We start from the raw sequence: 18645 nt of genomic DNA, 5'->3' as shown, positions 1-18645 counted from the left end.
AATGTATCAAAAAAGTGAACAAAAGCGTTAATTTAAATAAAAAAAGCTCCGCGATAAAAGCTGCGGAGCTTCATAAGGTCGAGTTATGTCGTACTCACAAGGGATTTTAACATGAATGTTGTGGTAAAAATACTGGTAAATTTATCCCGTAAAATCCCGATTGGTTTAACTAATAATCAGTGGGGGATGAATAAAACTCCCACTGATTAAAGTTTCACTTCATTCGAAGGAATTCATGTTTTATAAATTAGATTATGAGAGTTGATATTCTCCATATTGACCAGAAAAGAACTAAAAATTCTAGTGAAATTCCAAGTGTTCGTTTCCTAGTTTTTTGAAATTCTTTTATTAAATAGCCAACAGCACTAATTGCTATAAGAATGAAAAGAATAAGTTCGAGTGTAACTGGCATTTTATCTACCCCTAATACTGTAATTTATTATATAAAGATTATAAGATATTTTTGTGGCTAGTGGTGAAAAATTCAATAGAACTATTTCTAAATGGAGTAAACCTTTCAACGGACCAAGCAAAGGTCAATACAAAAAGTGTTATACAATATACGCATGGAGAGCCGTGGGGCTAAAGAAATATTGGAGTATAAAGAGTTGTTAGATCAAAGGATTATTACAGAAGAAGAGTTCGAAGTGTAGAAAAAAGTAATTATTAGGTATATAGATGAAACGCTCAAATGAGCGTTTTTTTTATTTATATATTCGCAAGTAAAATAACATAATATTACTATGAATCCTTATAACAATATGAATTTTTGCATATTTTAAAATTTAATATATCCCTTAAAAACTTTTAATTGTATAATATATTTTGTCATATTTTTAGATTTTTCGACATAAACCAACAAAAATAGAGAGCGTATTGGGAGAAGACATTATGTATACAAAACTATTAAAATCAATTACATCATTATCACTTATTGGTGGTGCGTTGTTATATACAAATGGCAGCGATGTAAAAGCTGCTGAAGTGGGTGTTTTTTCTGATGTGCCGACATCACATTGGTCATATCCTGCGATTAAAGATTTAGCGAGTAAAAATATTATTTCCGGTTATGGAAATGGGATATTTGGTTTTGGAGATGTTGCGACAAGGGAGCAAGTTGCAGCTTTAATTTATCGAGTGTTAGTACCGAATAAACAAGGCGGTTCGTTTAGTAATGATGGAACTCGTTACGTATTAAAGGATGGATCTACGTTTAAAAATCCTTACGGTGATATTAATCAAAGTTCTACAATGTTCCCAGAAGAGGTATTAACTTTAACAAATTTAGGAGTTTTTAAAGGTGATGAAAATGGCCAATTTAGACCGAAAGCTTCTGTGAATCGTGCGGAAATGGCACAAATTCTTACGAATGCTTTCCATCTTGCGGCAAAACAAAAACATACCTTTAAGGATGTTCCAAATCCATTTTGGGCAGAAAATGCAATTAGTGCGGTGCAGTCAAATGGAATCGCAGATGGCACAGGGAATGGGAATTTTGAACCGTATGGCACAGTAACACGTGAACAGTATGCGCAGTTTTTATATAAAACTTTGAAGTATAAAAATGCTGATGTGAAAGATACAGGGGATGCGGCATTATTAACAGCGTTTAAAGAGGAAGTACAAAAGCGTATTAATACATACGAGACAAATATTACACTGCCATATAAAACGAAAAATAATAATACAGACGAAGTGATGAATACACTTTTTAACGCATATAAAGAAGTGGCAAGTAAAAATGAGTATACAAATAATAATAGATCGAATGTTTCATATGGACTTTCTGGATCACCTGGAAATTATACGTTTACGCTTAAGATTACATATCGTGAAACGAAAGAACAGACGGAATATGTCATGAAACAAGCGAAAGCAATCGTTTCTTCTATCACTCAAGTTGGAATGGATGATCACGAAAAAGTGAAGGCGATTCATGATTACGTAGTAAAGCATGTTTCTTATGATACGTCTTATAAAGCTTACACAGCATATGAAGCACTTGTAAATCGTTCTGCGGTTTGCCAAGGTTACGCACTATTAACTTATCAATTATTAAAAGAAGCAGGAATTGAAAATCATTTCGTGACAGGAACTGGGGACGGACAACCTCATGCTTGGAATTTAGTGAAAATCGAAAACAAATGGTATCACCTTGATACAACATTCGATGATCCGGTTCCAGATGAGCAGGGCCGCGTAACGTATTCGTATTTCAATTTATCAGATGAACAAATCGCAAAAAATCATGAGTGGAACCGCGGAGACTATCCGCAAGCGACAACAAATTATTATAGTACACTGACAAATAAAATTGCGGCAGGTAGTAAGAAAACGCCTGCATATCAGCAAATATTAAAAGATACAAAGTTAAACTATCTAGGAAATGAATATATTGCAAATAACTATACTGAATTAAAAAATAAAATGCAGCAACGCTATAGTGCAAAACCAGAGAAAATTGAAGTGTTATACAAGCAATCAATGAATGGTGCACTACAAGATGTGAAAAAGGTAATTGGCGAAATCGATTATCCGCAAGGGGCAAACCGAGTTTCTTATAAAGCGGAGCCGTACAATGCGAAAGAAGGGTATTCTTTAGTGACGATTACGTTTACGTATTAAGAATGAGAAAAAGCATCTGTTTCAGATGCTTTTTTTATTATATTGATTCGACAAAATATGACAGGTGAAAGCGAATTGGTCTGTTATGATAATTTTTGGAATTTTACATTTTAGAGGATTAATCATGAATAAAAAGAAGATTTTCGCTGTGTTAATAGGAATTGTAGCCTTATTTGTAATTATTAATGTAGTTGTTACGAAAGAGAAAACGACATCAACCAGTGAAAAAATGTACTCTGAGAAAGAATATAATAAATTAGTAGATGAACATTTTGAAGAAACGCAAAAGTTGAAAAGTGATATGAGTGTGTTAGAAACTGAAAAAAAATCTCTTGAAGAGCAAATGAAGGCGAAGAATAAGCAAGGGTAAAACAAAAACGCTATCTTTTAAAAAGGTAGCGTTTTTGTTTTGGGTTATAAAGTTATTCCTACATTTGACATATACAGTCTGACTGTATAAAATTAAACTATACAGTTTAACTATATAGTTTAGCTATATAGTTATCGTTACATTGGAGGTCTTTATGAATAGAGATAAAAATTTACCATTAACGGAAACAACGTATTACGTTCTTTTAGCTTTATTAGAGCCAGCTCATGGATATTTAATTATGCAAAAGGTGGAGGAACTGAGTAATCATCAAGTGAAAATCGCAGCGGGTACATTGTATGGTGCGGTGGAAAATTTATTAAAACAAGGGTTAATAGAATCGGTAAAAAGTGAAGATAAAAGAAGAAAAGTGTATGTCATTACGGAACGCGGGAAAGAAGTATTGCATTTAGATTTTATGAGAATGCAGCACATTATTGCGGTTACAAAAAGTTTATTACACGTATAGTTAGGAGGAAACGATGATGTGGAGATTAAAATTCTTTTTAGACTTTGAGAAAGAGGAAAAATGGTTAGAAGAGATGGCTTGGAAAGGCTATCAACTAGAAAGCAATACATTTGGTTATACATTTAGATATACAGAACCGGAAGATGCAACGATTAAAATAGACCATAGAGTATTTAGTAGAAAAAGTGATTTTATTAATTACTGCACATTATTTGAAGATAGTGGTTGGGAGCATATAGCTGGTAATCGGTGGTCAGGTACGCAATATTTTAAAAAGGTAGATGAAGAAAGTGAAGATGACATTTTTTCAGATCCAATGTCACGAGCAGGGAAGTATAAGCGTCTATCTAAAACATTTTTAGAATTAGCGATCTGTTATTTGCCGATATTATTTTTATTTATGTATAGTAATACAATGAATTTAGGAGCCTTTGTAAATCCGAAAGAACTATACTTGACGCCAGGATTATGGGATAAGCAAGGTGCATCATTTCTATGGTCGTTCTTATTTGAAACGCCATTTGCATTAATGAGAGGACTTTTTTTGATATTTATCCCCGTTGCGACATGTATGTTTTTCGTTTGCTCGTATAAAGCAAATCGATTGTATGAAGAGAGAAGATGATAGGAGAAATCCCCTTAAAGTAGCTGCTTTGAGGGTTTTTTTGAATTTGTAAATGACTCTTCTTAAAATAGATATGAGATTAGAGAAGGACAATGATGTATTGGAGGTCACTATATCAAAAAAGAAAATTGTATGTCTAGACGCATTTTAAATACAAAATAACCGATTCCTTATATGTTAAGAAATCGGTTATTTATTTCCCCACTTGTTTAGAGATCTTTTTCTTGTAATGGTTTTAAATGATTGATTTAAGGTTATAAACTTAAATCATAAATAAAAGATAAAATAAAAACTATATAAGAAATAAATGTAACGAAAACAAGGAAACATATAAACTGAGAATTAGATACATATTGTTCTATTCTTTTTTTCATGTTAATTCGTATTATTTTTCAAATGTGAAGTATCAATTGGAATTTGAGCTTTCCAAGAACCAATTACTTTTCCAATTCTAGTTATATTTACGTCTAAAGTAAGAGGCTGTTTAAAAACGTCTTTTTCTTCAGTAGTTATAACAAATGTAGCAACACCTTCAGGTCTATCATTATCACGAATGCCTATTTTATCTAACTTTTTACCTGCTGCCATAAGTTCAAAAGGAAGATAATCATCTGAATCATGGATAAATGATAGTCTCCCGTCATTTTTAATCTCAGGGTTTTCCTCTTGTTGCCCATCAATTTTACCATCATTCTCAAGATCTAATCCTGATGTATCAAATTCAAATGGTACTAAACTTCCGTCCGCTTTTTCCATTCTATAATGAACTGATATACGTGAATCTGCGATAAATACTTCTTTGAGATGTACAGTAATACCTTGATCTGTAATTTTTTCATCAATAGGAATATATTTACCATTCTTCATCATATCTTGTGTGATACCATTTTCATCTTTTATTCCTTCATTTACAACCTTATCGTTTGTAACTGCATTAGAAAAATACGAGGCAACATTTGTAGCCGCCACTTGTACTTGTGGAATCATTGCTGCTGTAAAAAGTGCTGCTGCAGCTACTGCTGTATAAATGAAACGTTTTGATTTTTTACTCATGTTTGTAAAGAGTCCCTTCTTTTGTTGTTTTTTGTGATTTATATTAGAAACATTGTCTAACTTGGAACGACTTTCAAATGTTTTCCATGCTTGTTCTATATCAATTTTGATTTCTTGTGGTGAATTTGCAGATTCTACATCTAGCATTACGTTTTCCCATTGATTTAATTTACTAATTTCTATTAATAAATCTTGGCATGCTTCACATGTATCTAGGTGTTTTGTGAATTCCTTTCTTATATCATGAGAAAGTTCTCCATCAATATATGTTTGAATAAACCCGATATCATAACATTTCATTTGTTATGCCTCCTCCATTTGTTTATAAATCTTGCGAAATTTCATTTTGGCTCGGACCAATAATGTTCCAATAGAAGATATTTCAATTTGAAGTACTTCTGCAATTTCTTTATATTGAAAACCAGAGAATTTCATTAGTAAAAGGGTTCGTTCTCGATCATTCATTTTATTTAGTATCGTTTGGACCTTTGTAATTTCTTCTTTTCTTATCCAATCATCGTCTAATGATGAAACATTTTGTACTTCATGGTATTGTATTTCTTTATCAATCTTCGCTTGCTGCCTTTTTTCAGATCGAAAATGGTTATAGGCTACATAAGTAGAAGATTTAATCAACCATCCAGGTATGTTTTCAATTCCTTTCCAATCACTACGATATAATTGTAAAAATACTTCTTGTGCTAACTCTTCAGCGATAGATTGATCTTTAACAATCCAGATGATTTGTTTCACAGCGTAAGCATAGTACTGCTTAAATAAATCTTCAAAGGTCATATCAGAAGCATGACTTTCTTCATTTTCTATGGTTAACATGTTCGTTTAAACCTCACTTTCAATTTGATACCTGTATTATAGAGAAACCAGAAAAACGGATTTTGTGACAGTTTTTCTGGATATTTTTTATTATGTACTAAAAAAAGCATTCATCTGATTAAAAAGATAAATGAAAACATAAAAACTATAACTCTTGCAGTAGTTGTCTATTAATGTACAAGAAAACAGTTAGTTTGTTGCCGAATTGTATCTAAACGTACAATTTCACTTCTTCTATTTTCATGAATATGTATAATTACATAAAATTTCAAAGAAAAAGAGAGTATACTTTCATATTGTGTAATAAAGATAAAGCCCGCCTACGGAAATAGGCGGGTTTTTTTTACTTATAAAGAAAAGACAACCTTTAAGGTGTCTTCCTTTTGAAATCTAGGTTGTCCAGTTTGTTTTACTTTGGTGCAATAGCAATATTGTTTGGAATAAAGTTTCACTATATTGCTATTAAACTAAAATATTAAGATTGCACTTAAACGAAATTTATAGCATCGAAGTTCATTTTGGAGGAGGGAATGTAATACTATATTTTTAAAGTATTCGTTACACTTGAACCTCTGCACATTGCGTAGGGCTTTTTTCATGAAGAAAGGACACTCACGTGAGCGTCCTTTCGATAGTTTTTAGCAGAAGCAAGCAGCTCCAACGATGATTAATAAAATAAACAATACAACTAATAAAGCAAATCCTCCAGCGAAACCACAGCCGCCACAACTACCACCAAAGCCCATAATAGTTCCTCCTTTAAATAGGAGGAGAAAAACAAAGGTTCACTCATGTGTTTTAACGGATTCCATTTACTTTATGCTTTTTACGAATAAATGGAGCAGGTCCTTTTTAAAATAGATTTATGCCGCTATTTTTCGGATAGTAAGACCCGGATTGGTGGGGGCTGATTAAAGTTTCATTTTATTCTTTAAGAGCGAATAAATGAAAAATAAAATATCTAATAATATAGATAGAAATCCGCTTTTATACCTTTCATTAAAAGAATACTAGCATTATATATTATAAGGAATACTTGTCCTTAATTGTAAATGAAAGGGGGGAATTGATATGAGCTATGGCTATGGTCATCCTCCTGGAAGATGTCATAAACATCACAATGAAACTTTGTCAACGGGTGTATTACGTAGACATTCCGCTACGTTATTTCTTACTGTTGAAGCTATGAATGTTGATCCAGATGATACTCGTAGAGTAACAGTTGAAATGTTTGATTGGTCATCTGGTTCTCCGGTATTGTTACCATTAATAGACCCTTCAACACAAACATTGCCACCTAATCGATATGTTACTTTTCGTTCAGCAGCTCTTCCTCCAGCACTTTTTGCTTATGAAGTAAGAATCATTCGTCCGAAAGATAGAGATGTTGTTACGAATGTTTTTGGTCTTAGTGCAATCATATTTAACCCACAAGAAGGAAACAATGTTTTACAACATGATTTAGCAAAATTAGACCTTAAATAGATTTTATAAAAGTCTATTTATTGGACATGATTAAAAAAAGAGTAGGATGTAATCCTACTTTTTTTACGTTAATTAGAATTTTAAAAGAAATTCTTCATTATTTTAGCATCTTTAATATTCACTATCACACCTTCTACCTTATCTTTCTTCTCATCTTTAGCAATCGAAATTTGCTCCTTATTATCAGCCCACACAAGAAATTCTTCTTTTGAGTCATCTTTATATGTAACAGTAATAGTAGAATGTGCAGATTCTCTCTTTTTTTGATCTAGTGTGATTTGTTTAGGAGTGCCTTTTTGGACTGCTGAAACGATAGATTGTATCATTTTTTCGTTGTCTGTTTGAGATTTGGAAGTAGTATGATTTGTTGTTTTCAGTATTTCAATGTCTGTAATATTAGCAGAATTTAATTGAAAGGTATTTTGTTTATGCTCTTGCTTAACTTGTGAAGCTTTATCTGTAGCCGAGGTACTTGTACAACCTATTAAAGTGAAAGATAAAGCGGTTAGAGCGCATATAGATATGATTTTTTTCATAGTATCCCTCCTCAATTTTAATTATAAAAATTTTCTGTTAATTTAGGTAGTTATTGTAAGGAGAAGATGTTTTAAAGTGGTAAATGATGATGTTCATTCTCTATTAAAATCAAAATTCACATAACTTTTTTCATATTTTATGTTTAACATTTCGAAAATGGGTGTACTACATATAATATAACAAATAATTCATTTTAAAGGAGGAAGTTAAAGATGGAAACGAAGTATAGTAAACCTTTTGTATATGAATTTATTACGGAGAAAGAGGTCATGAATGCGGCGAATGATCTAGTGAAGAAAGGGATAGACCAAAAAGATATTTACGTATTAACACATGAGAAAGAGAGGACAGATAGAATCGCAGACAATGCAGACGTGAATACAATTGGGATAAAAGAGGAGGGACTTGGGACAAGCATTATTAACGTCTTTCAAAACACAGGAGATCAGTTAAGAAATAAGATGCAAGAGTTAGGGCTTAATGAGGAAGAGGCGAACTTCTACGAAGAAAAGCTGGATGAAGGAAAAATCTTGTTATTCGTTAAGGATTTAGAAAGAGTCGGTGAATGGTTACAAGAAAGAAGATGCATGTATTCTATTTAAATTTGTATCCTGTAAATCTATAAATCTATTACGAAAAGGAGATTGTAAATATGAGTGAGAACGGACTAAAAGAACAAGTTAAAGGTAAAGTTGAAAAGAAAAAAGGACAAGTAAAAGAAGGAATTGGTGAAGTTACAGAAGATAGAGAGTTGAAAAATGAAGGGAAGTGGGAAAAAACGAAGGGAACGATAAAAGAAAAAGTCGGAAAAGTGAAACAAAAGATAAGTGATGAATTAGATAATAAAGAATAATATATGTTCATCAAGCTTTGGTTACATACTAAAGCTTGATGAATCCAATATAAAACGAATATAGGAGGTTTAATTGTGGGACTTATTATTACGTGTATTGTAGGTGGACTTATTGGTGCGTTAGCTGGAATGATTACAGGAAAAGACTTTCCGTTAGGTATAGTTGGTAACGTGATTGCCGGATTAATCGGATCTTGGGTAGGTAGTGCGTTATTTGGTCATTGGGGTCCTGAATGGGGAGGCATCTTTATTCTTCCAGCGTTATTAGGTGCAATCGTCTTTATTTTAATCGTTACATTCTTCTCTAGAATGCTGCGGAAAGCGTAAGTATGATAATGAATAGTAATCTTAAGTTTATTATATATAACTATAAAATGAATGAACTGATAAATATACATAAAAAAGCATCCAATTGAACTAATTTGGATGCTTTTTTAATGTAATCTGCATAGGAATGAGCGGGGGATGAAGGCCCCCGCTCATTGAAATTACACTTTTTATTATGTATTAAACCATCGTTACTTTTTCACAATTATTTATCTTTACGACCTGCCTTGGCTCTATATGAGAAAAGTCCTCGCTATTACCTATATCAACTACAATTGTATTTGTTAGTATGTTAATAATGGAACCAACTAACGTTGTAGCATGATCGTGTCGATAAGAAAATTGAACAAAATCTCCCTTTTTAAAGTTGTGCTCTTCCATAGATAGATCCCCCTAAAAATAATGTTTATACATTATACATACACAAAATTATAAGTTTTAAACATTTATTAGTACGATTTAAGTGTTAAGCCGAGAAAGGTGTAGAAAATTTATTTATAATGAAAATAAAAAAATATGTTTAAAATTAATTTTTATGGGTAATTAAATAGTAAGAGTTTGAGATAAGGGGGCGGAAATGATGAATTTGGCAATAAATATTTTGCAAAATGATGTAGGTTATACAGTACAACTTAATGGTGAAATTGATGCTTATACGGCATCAGATTTGAAAAATAAGATTATGCCTATTGCAAGCGAAAAAGAGGTTCATATTGTAGTAGATTTTCATAACGTAGATTATATGGATAGTACTGGTTTAGGCGTTTTTATAGCTCTATTAAAAGCAGTTAAGAAAAATGATGGAAAACTAGAGTTTATCGGTGTGTCTAAAAGGCTAAAAAGATTATTTGATATTACAGGGCTAACAGAAATATTAAATTTGAATTCCGATTTTGAAAAAGTAGAAAGAAGGTGACTAGGGATGATGGAGAGATTTGAAAAGATAGAAATGAAAATTCCTGCAAAAGCAGAATATGTGGCTATTATTCGTTTAACAATGGCTGGTGTTGCGAATCGAATGGGCTTTGCTTATGACGATATAGAAGATATGAAAATTGCTATTAGTGAAGCATGTACAAACATTGTACAACATGCATATAAAGAAGACGTTGGAGAAATTACAATTGTCTTTGGCTTATATGAAGATCGATTAGAAATTATGGCTGCGGATAATGGAGTTAGCTTTGATTTTAATAGCTTAAAAAGTAAAGTTGGTCCGTATGATATTAATAAACCAGTAGAGCATTTGCCAGAAAATGGTTTAGGTTTATATTTAATCAATACGTTAATGGATGATATACAAATTATGCATGATGAGGGCATGACAGTTTTAATGACAAAATATATACAAAGAGAGCAGGTGGAGAATGATGGAAATCCAATCTCAACCTACAAATCTTACTAAAGAAGACGTTATTAAACTAATTGCAGACTTCCAACAAAACCAATGTGATGAAGCACAGGAAAGATTGGTTAATCACTATAAAAATCTTGTATACTCCATTGCATATCGCTATTCAAAAGGTGGGCCGATGCATGAAGATATTATACAAGTAGGAATGTTAGGGCTCTTAGGTGCAATAAGAAGGTATGATTATTCGATAGGGAATGCTTTTGAGCCGTTTGCAATACCTACAATAGTAGGCGAAATAAAGAAATATTTACGTGATAAAACTTGGGGTATTCACGTTCCAAGGCGAATTAAAGATTTAGGCGGGAAGATTAAACTTGCGATAGAGGAGCTAACAGATCGTTTCCAGCGTTCACCGAAGATTATAGAGATTGCAGATCATTTAGGACTATCCGAAGAGGAAGTGCTAGAAATTATGGATGCGAAAAATAATTATCGCGTATCTTCCTTAGATGATGTAGTTGAAAATTCATCTGATGGCAGTTCGGTAGCGAGGATTGAATCTGTAGGTGAAGTAGAGCAAGGATATGAAGAGACAGAAAGGCGTCTCGTTTTAAAGGATATTTTCAACGTATTAAATGACAAAGAAAAGAGTGTTATTCATTATATATTTGGAGAAAATTTAAATCAAAAAGATACAGGGGAACGGTTAGGTATTTCACAAATGCACGTTTCTCGTATTAAAAGACAAGCGATAAGTAAATTGAAGCAAGCAGCATTTTTAGATACATAAAAATTTAAAATCATTATGTTTAAAACATGAGAAAAGGGGTAGTTATTAAATATAGGAGGAGATATAAAAATGTCACACGATGTGAAAGAACTAATCGAAGGATTGAATGAAGATTTAGCAGGAGAATACTCAGCAATTATTATGTATAACCATAATGCAGCTACAGTTTCTGGTATATATAGACAAGTGTTAAAACCTTTCTTTGAATCTGAAATTAGTGATGAACAAGGACATGCCCTATATTTAGCGGAGAAAATTAAGACGTTAGGTGGTACACCTACTACAATCCCTTTACCAGTGAAACAAGTAGAAGATGTTAGAGAAATGTTAGAGTCGGCTAGACAATCAGAATATGAGACAATTAAGCGTTATGAAACGAGAAAAGAACAGGCAGCGAAATTAAATATGACAGAGTTAGTTGTAAAGTTAGAAGATATGATTGCAGATGAAACAAATCATATGGAAGAATTAGATCGTCTTTTAAATGACAAAGCAATGGTGTTAAATTAATAGTGGAAATTTATAGAATGAAAGAACAAACTCTCATTTCTGGGGGTTTGTTCTTTTGCTGTATAAAAATTATGTTAGAGTAGGAAATTTTCATTTTGTAACTGAGTATGCAATACTAGAAAAATAGAAAATGATAATAGATTTACATTTTAAATAAGAAAAGGGGAAATAACTTGTGTCCATTTTAATTGTCGATGATAATCCGGTTAACATCTTTGTAATTGAAAAAATTTTAAAACAAGCCGGATATCAGGATCTTGTATCGCTGAATTCTGCACAAGAGCTTTTCGAATACATTCAATTTGGAGAAGATTCTTCCAGGTATAATGAAATTGATTTAATACTATTAGATATTATGATGCCTGAAATTGATGGACTTGAAGTTTGTAGGCGATTACAAAAAGAGGAGAAGTTTAAAGATATTCCTATTATTTTTGTTACAGCTTTAGAGGATGCCAATAAATTGGCCGAAGCTCTTGATATGGGGGCAATGGATTATATTACGAAACCTATAAATAAAGTTGAACTATTAGCACGTATGCGTGTAGCGTTACGCTTGAAATCGGAATTAAATTGGCATAAAGAACAAGAAGAAAATCTTCGGAATGAATTAGATTTAGCTACGCAAGTACAAAGAAACTTATTAAGTAGCCCATTAAGAGAAGATTATATAAAAATTGAAGCAAGTTACTTACCTTCATTTAAATTAGCTGGAGATATGTATTATTGGTATAAAATCGATGAAAACCGCTACGGTATTATATTATTAGACGTGATGGGACATGGTATATCTGCTTCATTAGTTTGTATGTTTATTTCGTCTGTATTACGTGAAACGATTAAATCTTTAATCGATCCAGAACTTGTCATTAAAGACTTAAATAAATATATGACTCTTTTACATAATGAGAATGACGATATTCCATATTATTTTACAGCGATATATTTAGTAGTAGATACAGAAAAGAGAACGATTGAATATGTAAATGCAGGGCATCCTTCTGGATACGTTTTAGTTGATGAAACAAATATGGTTGAACTAAATCGCGGGAGTTGTGCGGTAGGATTTTTTGATGAAATAAAAGTTGAAAAGATAGTTATACCTTTTGAGAAGAACGCTCAAATCGTATTGTTTACAGATGGTGTTCTTGAAGCAATTGCAAATGATGAATTTGAGGCTGAAGAGAAATTACGTACTTTTACAGAAAGAAAATGGGGAGATTTAGAAGGCGAGATAGAAGGGTTTTACAAGGAAGAACAAAAGAAAGCGCAATCAGATGATATGTGTCTAATTATGATACAAACGAATGCGAAATAAAAAGCGTATGAAATCCAAACAGAGGATTTCATACGCTTTTTATTGTATTTTTTGATAAATTTGTTCGCTAGGATTAAATTGGGTATAATGCGGCATTATATTTGAAAAACGAAGCGTTTCTTTATTTCCTAAACATAGAAAACCATTGTGACTTAAACTTTCATAAAATAGTTGCTGCACTTGATTTTGAAGTTTACTTGTAAAGTAAATTAAAACGTTACGACAAAGTATAATATGAAACTCGTTAAAAGATTGATCAGTTACTAAATTATGCTGTGCAAAAATAATGTTTTGTAAAAGTGATGGATTAAAATAAGCAAAACGATTATCTGTTGAATAATAGTTAGAAAATGCTTGTGTACCGCCAGCTTGTAAATAATTTTTCGTATAAGTTTGCATTTTATTTAACGGGAGGATAGCTTGTTTTGCTTTTTCTAACACATTTGTATTCATATCTGTTGCGTAAATAACCGACTTTTCACTTAATCCTTCTTCGTGAAGTAAGATGGACATTGATAATACTTCTTCACCAGTTGCGCATCCAGCATGCCAAATTCTAATTTCAGGTTGCTTTTTTAATTCAGGAATAACATGCTCTCTAAGCGCTTTAAAAAAGGCAGGGTTACGGAACATCTCAGTTACATTAATCGAGAAATCATTTAATAACTGTTCTAAAACCCCTTCCTCGTGAATTACTTTTTCAATTAATTTTGAAATGGTAGGGATATTAGAGAGCTGCATTCTATTACAAATTCTTCTATAAATAGATGTGCGAGCATATTGGCGAAAATCAAATCCTGATAGTTTAAATACTGCTTCTAATAGTAATTCAATTTCTAAGTTCGTGCGCTCATCTGTATCTACTGATGGATCAAAATTATAATACTTATTTTCCACTCCAACTAAACCTCACTTATTTTATTAACCATACACTCATTACCGAATAGAGTTGATGTAGATTTAATGGTTTACTTATATAATCTGAAGCGCCAGCAGATAAACATTTTTCCTTATCATTTGGCATTGCTTTAGCAGTTAATGCGATAATAGGTATTTCACTTAACCCTAAGTTCATTCGGATATTTTCCATCGTTTCATAACCGTCCATATTAGGCATCATAATATCCATTAAAATAAGGTCAATATTTGTATTGCTTTTTAGTATTTCTAAACACTCTAAGCCGTTTTGGGCAGTAATAATGTTGGCATTTTGTTTTTTTAATGCATTTTGTAACGCAAATATATTTCGATGATCATCATCGACAATTAAAATGGTTTTCTCTTGGAAGACGTTATTTGTTTCGGTAGTAACGATAGTTTCTTCAACAACTTCAGCAGGAATAACATCTTCTATCGTTGCTGCGACTTCTAAATTGGATAACTGTATATCTGGTAATCCATTTGGAAGGTTAGGAATATATACCGTGAAAGTACTACCTTCTCCTACATTACTCTCTAACGTAATCCAACCACCTAACAATCTAGCAAACTCTTTACAAATAGATAAACCTAATCCTGTACCACCATACTTCCGAATCGTTGCGCCATCTGCCTGTTGAAAGGCTTCGAAAATAAGTTGATGCTGTTCTTTAGCGATACCAATACCAGTATCTTTTACTGAAATTGTAATCCAATCTTTACTTATAGACTGCATATCATGACTTAAATTACTTGTTTCTATCGAATCGAAATGTAAAGAAACGGATCCTTTTTCTGTAAATTTAAATGCATTGGATAATAAGTTTTTAATAATTTGCTCAATCCGTTTTGCATCTGTATAAAACAGATCAGGAATCGTATCACTGTCTTCAATAGTAAATTCGACATTTTTTTGTGCAGCTATATGTAAAAAGTTTTGATGCATATTGGCTGCCATGTCACTTATGTTCGTTGCTTCAAAAATGATGTCTAGTTTGCCTGCTTCTACTTTAGATAAATCGAGTATGTCATTAATTAAAGTAAGTAAGTCTTTCCCTGATGAATGAATGACAGTTGCTAATTCAATCTCATCGTCGGATAAATTGTTATCATGATTTTCTCTTAACATTTCAGATAATAGTAAAATACTATTTAACGGTGTGCGTAATTCATGTGACATATTTGCTAGAAATTCAGATTTGTATTTTGAACTACGCAACAACTCACTTGCTTTTTCTTCTAATTCTGATTTAGTAATTTGTAAGTCAGCTGTCTTTTGCTCCGCCTCTTCCGTTCTAGACTCTAATTGTTCATTCGTTGTTCGTAATTCTTCTGCTTGCATTTGTAGTTCTTCCGCTTGCGTTTGCAATTCTTCTGATTGAACTTGTAACTCTTCTGTCATTGCTTGTGATTCATGTAAAAGAGTTTGAATTCGCATACGTCCCATAATGCTATGGATTGTTAAACCTAGATTATCAATGGTTTGTTGAATTAAATCTTGATGTAAATCTGAAATCTCAGTTACACTTACTAACTCCATTACTGCGATTACTTCATCCTCAAATAAGATAGGGATGATTAATAGATTTTTAGGACGTATTTCTAATACTCCGCTAGTGACATAACGAAACTCTTCGGGTATATCCCTGAGAATAAAACTTTTCTTTTCTAAGGCAGACTGTCCAATGAAACCTTCACCCATTTGAATGGATTGTTTCCCAATATCAGCACCTTGATCGGCGAAAGAAGCTTTTTTCACATAGTAGACAGTTTCTTCATATTCTTCACGTACATAAAATGCACCGCAAGAAGTTTGCGTTTTTTGTATAATTCCACTAAGAATTTTTTTACCTAACATCTCAATAGAAGATACACCTTGATACATTAAAATTAATTCTGCAAGCTCCGTTTGTAACCATTCTCTTTTCGATATTTCGTCTAGTAGGTGATTCGTTGTATGAGCAAGATCTTTTATTTCATCACGTGTGTTTACATGAATTCTTTCCGTGATTTTTTCTTTAGAAGAAATGGATTTAATAGCTTGAATTACATTTTTAATCGTTTTTGTAATGGAATTCGAAATATAGAGTGAAATGATAATAGAAATACAAGAAAGTAAGAACAATAAACTGTATAACCAAATCTCTAATTTATTATTTTCAGTATCTAATTGTGCTGCTCTTTTTTTCGTTAATTGCTCCTCAGTGCTACGGAAGTTAGTTACCTGTGACTGTAATGACTGAATTTGAGTCGTGTCGATTGTTTGTACATTATTACTATTATGATTTGCAATTAACGGGTGAATCTCTTTATTTATCCAACTAATAATATTTTCGTTAATCTGTTTTAATTTTTCTTGCTGAGATGGGTTATCCTCTAATAATGAGAAAAGATCTTGATAATGCTTTTCGTAATCCTTTTCCGCAGAATTAAGAGATTGTACGTAATTTGGATTATTAGAAATGATAAACCCTTTCGCTTTATTTTCAATTGTTAGTAAATCTTTCTCCACTTGATTTGTTAAATTGAGAACTTTAAAATCGTGATCAATAATAAAATTACGAGATTTTTGTAAATTAGAAATCTCATTGTTCAACATAATGAAAGAAACAAGTAAGAACAAAATGATAACTAAATAACCAGCCATAATTTTGTAGCGAATACTAAATTTTGCTTTCGAGTTCATTAAAAATTCCTACCTTCAAGGTTATTAAAACTTTTCTATTTTAAAGAATGAAAAACGTAATATATATTATATCAGTTTTCATAAGGCTAAACTAGAAATCCCCCTATTGTATTAGGGGGTTCTTTTTTTATAGAGGAAATCATTTTGAAATATAAAAACATATATGAAAGGTAGTAAACGAGGGAATAGAGGATAACAAATATTCTAAGAAGGGAAGAGTGTTCTTAAAGCTCTTTTTGCATCTATTCCTTCAAAAATAAATAATACAAGATCTCTCTTTTTTACAGTAAGGAAAAAGGATACTAGAGTGCTTAAGTTTTTAATAGAAGTAAGTGTTCCGTGTTTACTTATAAATACATTCGTTTGAAATGTTGTCATTAAAGCATAAAAATGATGAATCTGAGTTATTGTAGGTGTTTCATTATAAGAAATAGTAGTAGAGTGAATGGCGTTCATCGTAATATTCCTTTCCATATAGTAAGCATAACAATATAAACATACCCGTTTTAAAAAGTGTTAAACATATAAATAAGAAAAAATATAATTATAGTTTTTTACGTTTAGAAAAGGTTAGGAAGGGTATACATATACTACAAAGAGATTAACTGAAGATGAATTGTAAGATGTCTATGTTTAGTAGATTAGTCTATCAAAATATACTTTTACTTTAAATAAAAAGGAGCCTGGTATACATGAATGAAATGATGATTAATATTACATTTGATTTAATTTACTTGTTAAGTAGTTCACTTGTAGTGCTTTTACTATTCGCTTTTTTCGTAAATGGTTATGTTAATAAAAAGATTAGTGTATACAGAAATGAAGAAAAATAAAGATACATTATATAAAACTTTAGGAGGTTAATAGTTATGAATGTAGATAGAAAAATAGTAGGTGTTTTTAGAACAATTGATGATGCGGCACTCGTTATTAATGAATTAAATGAAAAAGGATACTCAGCAGATAACATTTCAGCTATTGCGAAAGATCAAAAGGAAATTGAACATCTGGAAGAAAAATCGGGTGAAAAAGTGAATAGCGAAACTGCACATAAAGCAGATATCTTTTCAGCGACAGGGCTTGTAGCTGGAGGAGTAGCAGGCGGACTCGGTGGTTTATTAACAGGTCTTGGTATACTTGCCGTTTCTGGAATGGGTCCAATTGTAGCAGCAGGACCAATCGCAGCAGCTATTGGAGGAGCTGGTATTGGCGGAGGAGCTGGAAGTTTAATAGGAGCATTTATCGGCTTAGGAATCCCTGAAGACCATGCTAAAAAGTATGAAGAATATATTTACGATGGAAATATATTAATTTTAGTAGATGCAAAATTAGATGATAAGTTAGAAATCTATAAAATATTTGATAAGCATAATGCCTATAACTCTGATTTCTTTAAATAAAATGTAAACAAAGTGAATATCGTTTTTGATCTTACAACTTTGGCGCGGCCGAGGAGTCGTATGACTATAAGAGAGGAAGGGCTTATAGTAAAAAATCAAGTCCTATTATGATATTGAGAAGGGAAGAGGTGTCTATTCGTGATTGTAAAAATATTAAAGGATAGTAGCAATAGTTTCCTTTGCACAGTTCAAAGTAAAAATGGAGATCAGTATGTGAAAAAATGGTTTAGTAAACATGAAAATAATAAAGAATTAGGGCGACCAACTTTTAAAGAAGTAGAAAAGGATTGGAAAGAAAATAGAGACTCGTTTATGTATCCTAATGTTAAAGCGCTTTATTGAACATAATGGGGGTTTTATTCTTACAAAATTGTCACACTCCTGTAAGGTAATTCAATAGATTAGATATTTTTTCTGTGTCATAATAAAGACATAAGAAAGCGCATTAAAAAACTACAACTTATTAGGAGAGTGTCAGTCATGATTGTAAC

At 31.9% G+C, this 18645-nt stretch carries 23 protein-coding genes and 1 pseudogene; 16 read left to right on the top strand and 8 right to left on the bottom strand.

The window, feature by feature from the left end; genetic code table 11:
• Positions 1–891 precede the first annotated feature (891 nt).
• From HMPREF2590_RS13315 to HMPREF2590_RS13300, 4 genes and pseudogenes are all read left to right on the top strand, one after another.
• Positions 892–2625: an S-layer homology domain-containing protein gene (locus HMPREF2590_RS13315; RefSeq protein ID WP_050821704.1), complete on the top strand. Its 1734-nt coding sequence runs from the start codon at positions 892–894 to the stop codon at positions 2623–2625.
• 124 nt (positions 2626–2749) lie between these two features.
• Positions 2750–2974, top strand: a pseudogene (locus HMPREF2590_RS13310) (hypothetical protein); the annotation flags it as partial.
• A gap of 175 nt (positions 2975–3149) precedes the next feature.
• Positions 3150–3464, top strand: coding sequence for a PadR family transcriptional regulator (locus HMPREF2590_RS13305; protein ID WP_001078063.1), 315 nt, complete (start codon positions 3150–3152; stop codon positions 3462–3464).
• Positions 3465–3477: 13 nt separating this feature from the next.
• Positions 3478–4089 (top strand): DUF2812 domain-containing protein, encoded by a 612-nt coding sequence (locus tag HMPREF2590_RS13300; RefSeq protein ID WP_002060866.1) that lies wholly within the window; start codon positions 3478–3480, stop codon positions 4087–4089.
• A gap of 375 nt (positions 4090–4464) precedes the next feature.
• On the opposite strand, the gene HMPREF2590_RS13295 is transcribed toward HMPREF2590_RS13300, so the two are convergent.
• From HMPREF2590_RS13295 to HMPREF2590_RS28880, 3 genes are all read right to left on the bottom strand, one after another.
• Positions 4465–5442 (bottom strand): DUF4179 domain-containing protein, encoded by a 978-nt coding sequence (locus HMPREF2590_RS13295; protein ID WP_000650410.1) that lies wholly within the window; start codon positions 5440–5442, stop codon positions 4465–4467.
• A gap of 3 nt (positions 5443–5445) precedes the next feature.
• Positions 5446–5976, bottom strand: coding sequence for an RNA polymerase sigma factor SigX (locus tag HMPREF2590_RS13290; RefSeq protein ID WP_000955505.1), 531 nt, complete (start codon positions 5974–5976; stop codon positions 5446–5448).
• Between the two features lie 638 nt (positions 5977–6614).
• Positions 6615–6722: a YjcZ family sporulation protein gene (locus tag HMPREF2590_RS28880; RefSeq protein ID WP_000505670.1), complete on the bottom strand. Its 108-nt coding sequence runs from the start codon at positions 6720–6722 to the stop codon at positions 6615–6617.
• 325 nt (positions 6723–7047) lie between these two features.
• Here HMPREF2590_RS28880 and HMPREF2590_RS13285 point away from each other — a divergent pair, with 325 nt between their 5' ends.
• Positions 7048–7461 carry a hypothetical protein gene (locus tag HMPREF2590_RS13285; RefSeq protein ID WP_000120203.1) on the top strand — a complete coding sequence of 138 codons (414 nt, stop codon included), beginning with the start codon at positions 7048–7050 and terminating at the stop codon, positions 7459–7461.
• Between the two features lie 80 nt (positions 7462–7541).
• Here HMPREF2590_RS13285 and HMPREF2590_RS13280 read toward each other — a convergent pair whose 3' ends face one another.
• Positions 7542–7997, bottom strand: a complete 456-nt coding sequence (locus tag HMPREF2590_RS13280) for a hypothetical protein (protein WP_000720858.1) — start codon at positions 7995–7997, stop codon at positions 7542–7544.
• A gap of 213 nt (positions 7998–8210) precedes the next feature.
• On the opposite strand from HMPREF2590_RS13280, the gene HMPREF2590_RS13275 reads away from it, so the two are divergent.
• From HMPREF2590_RS13275 to HMPREF2590_RS13265, 3 genes are all read left to right on the top strand, one after another.
• Complete coding sequence (locus HMPREF2590_RS13275; RefSeq protein WP_000448812.1) at positions 8211–8600, top strand: YflT domain-containing protein; 390 nt, start codon at positions 8211–8213, stop codon at positions 8598–8600.
• A gap of 50 nt (positions 8601–8650) precedes the next feature.
• Positions 8651–8851, top strand: a complete 201-nt coding sequence (locus tag HMPREF2590_RS13270; RefSeq protein ID WP_001293468.1) for a CsbD family protein — start codon at positions 8651–8653, stop codon at positions 8849–8851.
• Between the two features lie 75 nt (positions 8852–8926).
• Positions 8927–9178 carry a GlsB/YeaQ/YmgE family stress response membrane protein gene (locus HMPREF2590_RS13265; RefSeq protein ID WP_000522902.1) on the top strand — a complete coding sequence of 84 codons (252 nt, stop codon included), beginning with the start codon at positions 8927–8929 and terminating at the stop codon, positions 9176–9178.
• Positions 9179–9358: 180 nt separating this feature from the next.
• Here HMPREF2590_RS13265 and HMPREF2590_RS13260 read toward each other — a convergent pair whose 3' ends face one another.
• Positions 9359–9559: a hypothetical protein gene (locus tag HMPREF2590_RS13260; RefSeq protein ID WP_000391013.1), complete on the bottom strand. Its 201-nt coding sequence runs from the start codon at positions 9557–9559 to the stop codon at positions 9359–9361.
• A gap of 196 nt (positions 9560–9755) precedes the next feature.
• On the opposite strand from HMPREF2590_RS13260, the gene rsbV reads away from it, so the two are divergent.
• From rsbV to HMPREF2590_RS13235, 5 genes are all read left to right on the top strand, one after another.
• Entirely contained in the window at positions 9756–10094 is a 339-nt protein-coding gene (gene rsbV / locus HMPREF2590_RS13255; RefSeq protein WP_001986277.1) for an anti sigma b factor antagonist RsbV, read from the top strand.
• 6 nt (positions 10095–10100) lie between these two features.
• Positions 10101–10583: an anti-sigma B factor RsbW gene (gene rsbW, locus HMPREF2590_RS13250; RefSeq protein ID WP_000970580.1), complete on the top strand. Its 483-nt coding sequence runs from the start codon at positions 10101–10103 to the stop codon at positions 10581–10583.
• Positions 10546–11322: an RNA polymerase sigma factor SigB gene (gene sigB / locus HMPREF2590_RS13245; protein ID WP_002098757.1), complete on the top strand. Its 777-nt coding sequence runs from the start codon at positions 10546–10548 to the stop codon at positions 11320–11322. The genes rsbW and sigB overlap by 38 nt, the downstream gene beginning before the upstream one ends.
• Positions 11323–11391: 69 nt before the next feature.
• Positions 11392–11832 carry a ferritin-like domain-containing protein gene (locus HMPREF2590_RS13240; protein ID WP_000017755.1) on the top strand — a complete coding sequence of 147 codons (441 nt, stop codon included), beginning with the start codon at positions 11392–11394 and terminating at the stop codon, positions 11830–11832.
• A gap of 175 nt (positions 11833–12007) precedes the next feature.
• Entirely contained in the window at positions 12008–13150 is a 1143-nt protein-coding gene (locus HMPREF2590_RS13235) for a fused response regulator/phosphatase (protein ID WP_000025536.1), read from the top strand.
• Between the two features lie 39 nt (positions 13151–13189).
• On the opposite strand, the gene HMPREF2590_RS13230 is transcribed toward HMPREF2590_RS13235, so the two are convergent.
• The 3 genes from HMPREF2590_RS13230 to HMPREF2590_RS13220 all read right to left on the bottom strand — a co-directional run bounded on the left by HMPREF2590_RS13230 (position 13190) and on the right by HMPREF2590_RS13220 (position 17210).
• A complete protein-coding gene (locus tag HMPREF2590_RS13230) occupies positions 13190–14047 on the bottom strand; it encodes a CheR family methyltransferase (protein ID WP_000429043.1) in 858 nt (285 codons plus the stop codon).
• A gap of 16 nt (positions 14048–14063) precedes the next feature.
• Complete coding sequence (locus tag HMPREF2590_RS13225; protein ID WP_003311798.1) at positions 14064–16754, bottom strand: ATP-binding protein; 2691 nt, start codon at positions 16752–16754, stop codon at positions 14064–14066.
• A gap of 204 nt (positions 16755–16958) precedes the next feature.
• On the bottom strand, positions 16959–17210 hold the full coding sequence (locus HMPREF2590_RS13220) for a hypothetical protein (RefSeq protein ID WP_000991357.1): 252 nt from the start codon (positions 17208–17210) through the stop codon (positions 16959–16961).
• Between the two features lie 236 nt (positions 17211–17446).
• Between HMPREF2590_RS13220 and HMPREF2590_RS30365 the strand changes: the two genes are divergently transcribed.
• The 3 genes from HMPREF2590_RS30365 to HMPREF2590_RS13205 all read left to right on the top strand — a co-directional run bounded on the left by HMPREF2590_RS30365 (position 17447) and on the right by HMPREF2590_RS13205 (position 18496).
• Positions 17447–17587, top strand: coding sequence for a hypothetical protein (locus HMPREF2590_RS30365; protein ID WP_001004571.1), 141 nt, complete (start codon positions 17447–17449; stop codon positions 17585–17587).
• 36 nt (positions 17588–17623) lie between these two features.
• Positions 17624–18154: a general stress protein gene (locus HMPREF2590_RS13210; protein WP_001100100.1), complete on the top strand. Its 531-nt coding sequence runs from the start codon at positions 17624–17626 to the stop codon at positions 18152–18154.
• 138 nt (positions 18155–18292) lie between these two features.
• Entirely contained in the window at positions 18293–18496 is a 204-nt protein-coding gene (locus HMPREF2590_RS13205) for a DUF4028 family protein (RefSeq protein WP_000635861.1), read from the top strand.
• The last annotated feature ends 149 nt before the right edge of the window (positions 18497–18645 follow it).

Source organism: Bacillus sp. HMSC036E02 (assembly GCF_001836235.1).
Taxonomy (GTDB): Bacteria; Bacillota; Bacilli; order Bacillales; family Bacillaceae_G; genus Bacillus_A; species Bacillus_A cereus.
This window is presented reverse-complemented; position numbering and strand designations above follow the sequence as displayed.